Annotated in this window: 7 protein-coding genes; 2 read left to right on the top strand and 5 right to left on the bottom strand. The window is 39.8% G+C overall.

Features of this window, described 5'->3' with window-relative positions; translation table 11 throughout:
- The coding region (locus V7147_RS23115; RefSeq protein WP_335370152.1) for an FAD-linked oxidase C-terminal domain-containing protein at positions 1-633 on the top strand (633 nt) is incomplete at its 5' end.
- A 47-nt stretch (positions 634-680) separates the two neighbouring features.
- Positions 681-1,955, top strand: a complete 1,275-nt coding sequence (locus V7147_RS23110) for a (Fe-S)-binding protein (protein ID WP_438824640.1) — start codon at positions 681-683, stop codon at positions 1,953-1,955.
- 55 nt (positions 1,956-2,010) lie between these two features.
- Here V7147_RS23110 and V7147_RS23105 read toward each other — a convergent pair whose 3' ends face one another.
- From V7147_RS23105 to V7147_RS23085, 5 genes are all read right to left on the bottom strand, one after another.
- Entirely contained in the window at positions 2,011-2,727 is a 717-nt protein-coding gene (locus tag V7147_RS23105; RefSeq protein ID WP_335370150.1) for a polysaccharide deacetylase family protein, read from the bottom strand.
- A gap of 138 nt (positions 2,728-2,865) precedes the next feature.
- Positions 2,866-3,453, bottom strand: coding sequence for a YdcF family protein (locus V7147_RS23100; RefSeq protein WP_335370149.1), 588 nt, complete (start codon positions 3,451-3,453; stop codon positions 2,866-2,868).
- Positions 3,454-3,554: 101 nt separating this feature from the next.
- A complete protein-coding gene (locus V7147_RS23095; RefSeq protein ID WP_335370148.1) occupies positions 3,555-4,373 on the bottom strand; it encodes an NAD-dependent epimerase/dehydratase family protein in 819 nt (272 codons plus the stop codon).
- Positions 4,374-4,686: 313 nt separating this feature from the next.
- Positions 4,687-6,327 carry a UvrD-helicase domain-containing protein gene (locus tag V7147_RS23090; RefSeq protein WP_335370147.1) on the bottom strand — a complete coding sequence of 547 codons (1,641 nt, stop codon included), beginning with the start codon at positions 6,325-6,327 and terminating at the stop codon, positions 4,687-4,689.
- Positions 6,328-6,340: 13 nt separating this feature from the next.
- Positions 6,341-6,883: a UvrD-helicase domain-containing protein gene (locus tag V7147_RS23085; protein WP_438824639.1), complete on the bottom strand. Its 543-nt coding sequence runs from the start codon at positions 6,881-6,883 to the stop codon at positions 6,341-6,343.
- Between the last annotated feature and the right edge of the window lie 161 nt (positions 6,884-7,044).

Below are 7,044 nucleotides of genomic sequence, written 5' to 3'. Positions count from 1 at the left end.
GTCGAGGCGTTCGCACAAATTGGTCTTCCAACTGACGCAAAAGCAGTTCTTCTGATAGAGCAGGATGGTCCGGCAGAGGTTGTAAAACGAGATATTGAGAGAATCATAGAGATTTGTAAGGAGGAAAATGCTGTAGATGTAAAATCGGCTGAATCTGAAGAAGAAGCAGAGGCACTCAGGACAGCGAGACGTGCTGCACTTTCTGCTCTTGCACGGTTAAAACCAACAACGATTTTAGAGGACGCAACCGTTCCTCGCTCAGAAATTGCAAACATGGTAAAAGCAATTGGGGAAATTGCGAAAAAATATGACTTAAATATTTGTACTTTTGGTCACGCAGGCGATGGAAACCTTCATCCGACCTGTCTAACAGATGTCCGAAATCGTGATGAAATTGAGCGAGTCGAAAAAGCATTTGAGGAAATCTTCGAAAAGGCGATTGAGCTTGGTGGAACAATCACCGGTGAACATGGAGTTGGCGTGATGAAGGCGCCATATCTTGAAATGAAGCTTGGAGCTTCTGGAATTGCTGCGATGCAGGCCATCAAAACAGGTCTTGATCCAAACAATATTATGAATCCAGGTAAAATGTTTGCGAAGGATTCTAGAAAACGTGTGGTGGTTTCAAATTGACAACAGTTCACGAACAGAAAAAAATCAAAGAAGAATTCCAATCAAGGATGGATCAGAATGAATTATTGAATTGCATGCGTTGCGGCTTCTGTCTACCAACATGCCCAACCTATATTGAATCTGGCTATCAAGAATCCCACTCCCCACGTGGACGAATCGCATTAATGAAAGCTGTAGTCGACGGTCTAATTGAGCCTGATGAAGACTTTGAAAAATCACTCAATATGTGTTTAGGCTGTCGCGCATGTGAACCGGTGTGTCCGTCTGGAGTTAATTACGGACATCTTTTAGAGGAAGCAAGGGATATAGTCAATCAAAATAAAAAGCATTCATTACCAGCGAAGGCAGTGAGAAATACAGTTTTTGAAGGTCTTTTTCCTCATCAAAATCGCATGCGCACCTTAACCGGATTACTCGGTGTTTACCAGCGTTCCGGCATGCAAAAAGTCGTTCAAAAAAGTGGTCTTCTGAAGTTTTTACCCGATAGCTTGGCAACGATGGAACGTGTGCTTCCTGAGGTGCCAACGTTAAAGGAACTAAAAATGAGACCGTACCATCTGAAACCGATTGGGGTTCAAAAGAAAAAGGTTTCCTTTTTTACAGGATGTTTAATGGATACGATGTTCATGAAAACAAATGATGCCACAATGAAGCTCCTTCAATTGGCTGGTTGTGAGATTGTTATTCCAAAATCGCAGGTCTGCTGTGGTGCCTTGCATGGCCATAGTGGTGAAAAAAATAAGGCTAAAGAACTCGCGAAACAAAATATAGCTGCCTTTGTAGAAATTAAGGCTGATTATATTATTACAAATGCTGGCGGCTGTGGTGCTTTTCTCGTAGATTACGGTCACCTTCTCAAGGATGACCCTGAATGGGCAGACCGCGCAAAAGCATTTTCGAAAAAATTAAAGGATATTACCTCTGTTCTAGTTGAATTAGAGTTTCATAAAAAAGAACTATCCCTTCCCGGACAAGTGATTACGTATCAGGATTCCTGCCATTTGCGAAATGTCATGAAGACTTCTTCTGAGCCTAGAATGCTGCTTCAAGCTATTGGTGGTGCAACCTTTATGGAAATGAAAAATGCCGACAGCTGCTGTGGATCGGCCGGGATATACAACATCGTGGAGTCTGAAATGTCGATGAAAATCCTTGATTCTAAAATGAAGAATGTGAAAAATACCCAGGCTAAAACAATTGTCACAGCGAACCCAGGATGTCTTTTACAAATGAAGTTAGGCATTGAACGTGAAGGCTTATCAGATAAAATGCGTGCTGTTCATATTGTCGATCTACTATTAGAAGCTGCTGAAAAAAATTAAATAAAAAACAAGAATCGTTTGAATCCGACGATTCTTGTTTTCCATTTAGTGCAGCCTAATTATGTTGTTTCGTTTGAGTTCTAAATAGCATTTCTGAAACAGTTACACATTCATAGCCTTGTTTTTCTAATTCAGTAAGTATTTTTTCTAATGCTTCAATGGTTTGGCTTCGATTCCCACCTGAATCATGAAAAAGGATAATGTTTCCTGGTTTCACACCCGAAATTACCCGTTTTGTTATATTGTTAACTCCTGGGTTTTTCCAATCTTTGGTGTCTTGATGCCATGACCATAAGACTACATGATATCCATTTTCAGCTGCAGCGTTAATAATGATATCGTTGTAATAACCACCAACTGGTCGGAATAGAGTTGGGCTAAATCCTGTAATTTCCTCGAGCGTTTCGTTGGCTTTAATAATTTCATTTTCAAGTTTTAGGGAATCACGCATGATATTTGAATGATTGAAGGTGTGATTTGCAATTTCATGCCCCTCTAGCACTTCCCGACGAATGATTTCAGGGTATTTTTTCGCATGTGTTCCAACTACAAAAAATGTTGCTTTTGCTTTATGCTTTGCTAAAACATCTAAAATATCGGGTGTATAGACTGGATTAGGGCCATCATCAAATGTGATCGCAACTATTTTCTCATCAGTCTTTACTTCCCAAGTAATCTTCCCTGTTTTTTCGTAGTCAAACCGGTCTTTTGCAAATGCAGGAATATGATTGAAGAGTAATAAAAGTACAATTAATAGTGTACATCTTCCCACAAAATTCCCTCCTTTTTTCTTCAAACTTTATTGGCTAGTTTATGGATTTTTGTTGATTATTATTAGGAGGTCAGTGATTCATTTTTTTGCATAAAAAAATGACGAGACTCGGTCTCGCCATTGATCTTTATAGTTTTCTTATTTCAGCAAATACTTTTCTATGTAATATTTCGTGACCGACAAATACTCGCGGCTATATGCTTTTACCAATGTAACCTGTGGCGTTTTTGCAGGTAGGCCTTCCACTTTTAAACCTGCGTCTTTTCCAATTTGGATTGACCGATAAAGATGGTAATCATTCGTTACAATGAGCCCCAGTTCGGCATCCTCAGGAATAAATTGTTTTGAAAATTGAATATTTTCATTTGTACTTGTTGACTGATCTTCAAGGAAGATTCTTGATTCCGGAATCCCTTTGTCCACGAGTTTTCGTTTTATCGCTTCAGCTTCTGTAATATCCTCACCTGGGCCTTGACCACCAGATGCAATCAAAATGGTATTCGGATTATCCTTTGCATACGCTAAAGCCGCATCAATTCTATATTGTAATGCAAGTGATGGGATTTCACTGTTGACCTTGGCACCAAGAATAATTAAATAATCCGCATTTTCTTGTGGTACCGCATCCGCAAACTGTGAAATTTTATAATGAATTCTTCCGAAATATACAACACCGATTATGAGTAAAATTCCAAGCAAAAGTAGCATCATTTTCCTCTTTTTCAAATAGTAACAACCCCTTTAGGGTTATTCTACAATATATCAAATGGACAAAAAAGGAAAACTTTTATAAACCGAGCTCGCCGCCACTGCCCGTGGCATGATTTTTAGTTAAGCCAATTTTGATTTTCCAAATCTTCGTAGTATGGGATAAAGCTATCCATTTCAGTTTCAGTCTCATTTAGGACGTCCTCCGAATTCATTTTTGAAACAAATCCAAGCTCACGCGTTGCATTGTCGGTTGACCACGGTTTATCTTTATTGTTGGAAACTCCATAATAAGTGCCAAACTTGATGGTTGATTGGATTGCTAAATCAAATAATTGGATTACATCCTTATGACTTAATAAGGTTTTGTTCGTGCGAGGGATTGTTTGCAAATCCTTCACTTCATTACGTCTGACACTACCGATTCGCAAATTAATGACAGATAGATTGTTCTCCTTTTCATAGGCTAAAATATGACCGATATTTTCTGATGCCAATTTAAGTGTGCCGTACAAAGTCCTTGAGTATGGATAATCATCCACTGTGATCTCTCGACCGAACGCTGAAATCCCTTCCTTCTCATAAAAATCAGTCACATGGTTGCTGCTTGCATAGACCACCTTTGGAATACCAAGTTCAATTGCAGCTCGGAAAATATAAAAGGATGCAACAAAATGAATTTCAGTCTTTTTTCGAAATTGACTAATATCGATAAAATCATTTTTGGTGCTTATATTAAGTAGGTTAACAAGCGCGTCACAGTTAGCTGGAATTTTACTTAAAAGCTCCTCAAAATTTGTCGCGTCGACCACAATATGGTTCGAGTGATTATCCACTTTCTTATCAAGGATAATGATTTCGTATTTGTTGTTTAGCCCTTCTTCAAGAATGGAACCAATTAGTCCTGTCCCACCGATGATGGCAATCTTCTTTTTCAATGTCGTGCTCCCCTTTTTAACGAGTTTCATGTTTAACGTTCGTAGTTTTTAGGAAAACATACATAGTTGAATTTCACTTTGAAAGCATGAAGAACGTTTTGACTTTAATTTCAAGTCGTTTTGGCTTTCATCGGGTCGATGAAGTCACTTTCTATTGCAATTGAGTTGGGTTCGGGTCTTCATTGGGCTTATGAAGACACTTTCGACTGCAATTTCGATCCGTTTGGGTCTTCATCGGGGTTAGAAAGACCTTTCCCGTCCTCATTTGCTTAGGTTTCTGGCCTTCATTTGGAATTAAAAGCCAATCCTCCTTCTAAACGCCAACAATTTTATTTGATGTGACAAAATATAGCTGTTTGCCCGCCACTTTTTCACCCGTGATTCTTTCCCATATTTGCTGGTACAGGTCAATTTGATGTCGGTAGTACTTTGTGAGTTCCGGCAACTGTGCAATGTCCTTTGGGCGGTCCGTTTTATAATCGACGATTTTCCAAGCTCCATTCAGCTTATACGCAAGGTCAATGATTCCTTTTACAAAAATCATTTCGGTGTTGCCACCTATATATTCATATAACGGGTCCTTGACATCAATGTTCAGCGTAAACGGAACCTCTGTTAAAACCTCCTCCGCAATTTGCAGCTCTGCCCAAATCATCGATTCTTTAAAACGTTCGACTGCTTGTGCAACTTCTTCAATTCTACCTAAAGAAATGTCATACTTTGAAATGGTAGAGATGATTACTTCTTCGGCTTCTCCCCCTTTGACAATCTTTTCAAACACCTCGTGGATGGCAGTTCCCCATGTCTGTCCCCCGCCTTCCTCACGTTCTATCCCAAGTGTGAAGATATCCTGTTTGTCTTCAGTCGGACTATATGTTGAAAAAGAAGGTCGTTTCCGATCATCAATCCAATCAAGTAATCCCTGCGTTTCTTCTGTGAATTCCTCACGAGTAATTCGCGAAACCATTACTTCTTCATCCTCATAAGACAGCTCGGGTACTTCAAGATCCTCAAGCCCTTGTAAACCATCAATGAGAAGCTTCCACGGACTTTTACTGTTTTTTGATTCGAATGTACTGATGACCATCGCTTTCTCCGCCCTTGTTGCAGCAACATAGAGAACTCGAATTTCTTCTGCAAGCAAATACGCTTCCTCCGCATCAAGATAATCTTCCCAAAGAAGGGGCTGTGCAACAGGCTTCCTCGAAAAACCATGCTTTCTTTGGAACATAAAATATCCAGTTGATGATTGCTCCTCACGTCGAATATGGGACCAGATTTTATTGCGGATTTCAGGCTTTTCCCCTGGATGTGCCAGGAAAACAATAGATGCCTCCAAGCCTTTTGCTTTATGGACATTCATTATTCGTACCGCATTTTCGTCTTCCTCAAGATTGATGACCTTTGTTTTTTCTTCAATTTGCTTTTTAACCTGTTCGACAGCCTGACTGAACGTTGTTGCTTCAGCTTCTTCCTTTACACTTAGTGCTTCAATCGTTTGCAGGAGACTGGTCGCCTCTCTTTTTCCATAGCTTTTAGCTAAAAACAATGCATACAGCCCGATATCCTCGATTATTTTTTCAATTGCCACTACCGGCGAAAAAGATGTTTTCCACTTTGCATATTTTTTCAGTGTAGAAAGTGCTGCTTCAAAATGCTGCTTCGTATCCGAATTTATTTGGTCAGGAATCTGGGCATAAAGAGAAAAGGCTCCCCCTGCCTGCCCCCATTGAAAAAGCTCTTCATCACTCATGCCAAACCAAACACTTCGTAATGCCGCTACGAAAGCAATTTGATCAGTAGGATCATCCAGTGCCTCAAGAAGACGAATAAGATCTTGGAATTCTAATATGGTACCAATTTCCATTTCGCCACTGACACTCACAGGAATTCCCGCTTCCTCCAAAACATGCGCATACACATCAATTCCGTCTTTTTGCCTTGTTAAAATCATAAATTCCCCTGGCTCATGACCATNNCTCTTCAACCGTGATTGCTTTATTTTTAGCAAACTCGTCTGCTAAAACCAACCTTTTAATCCCTGAAAAATCAGAATCACATGCTTCCTTATAGGAATAGAGTGGACGATAAGCAGCCTGATGAATTGTCTCTATTTCCGGTAAATGCACTTGAAAAACTTCATTAAGCAAGCTTGTAATATGATCTACCGTTCTGAAATTCATAATGAGCTGAAGCACTTCCCCGCCATGGGATTCAATTAATTCCTTCACAAGATTGTAAATATCGATATCTGCCCGTCGGAACCGATAGATCGCTTGCTTCGGATCCCCAACCACAAAAAGCGAGCCCGGACGCGGTTTACACTTCGTCCAATTCTGTTCTGTCACATCCTCACTCGTTAAATAAAACATGATTTCCGCTTGAATTGGATCGGTATCTTGAAATTCGTCTACAAGGAGCCTCTTGTATTTCCCTTGAAAATACGCTCGCACTTCTGCATTGTCTTTTAATAGTGCTGCCGTTCTCATTAACAAATCCTGAAAATTCATCAATGAGCGTTCCTGCTTTATTTTTTCATATACTAACAATGCCTCTTGAAACAATTCAATCACAAATGGGTGGCAATATTCACTCCATCGTACAAGTAAAGGCTTGATATGTCCCTCGAAAAAATCAGAAATTCTCCCTTGATATTCTTTCGCATCCTCTT

This window comes from Bacillus sp. JJ1521 (assembly GCF_036965165.1).
Classification (GTDB): Bacteria; Bacillota; Bacilli; order Bacillales; family Bacillaceae_L; genus Ferdinandcohnia.
Note: the sequence above shows the minus strand (reverse complement) of the source record. Positions and strands in the feature narration are given on the sequence as shown.

What these genes read in the sequence shown, in the direction of transcription:
- V7147_RS23110 (WP_438824640.1), top strand. Translation starts at nt 681, where the DNA reads ATGGATCAGAATGAATTATTGAATTGCATGCGTTGCGGCTTCTGTCTA.
- V7147_RS23090 (WP_335370147.1), bottom strand. Translation starts at nt 6,327, where the DNA reads ATGATTTTAACAAGGCAAAAAGACGGAATTGATGTGTATGCGCATGTT.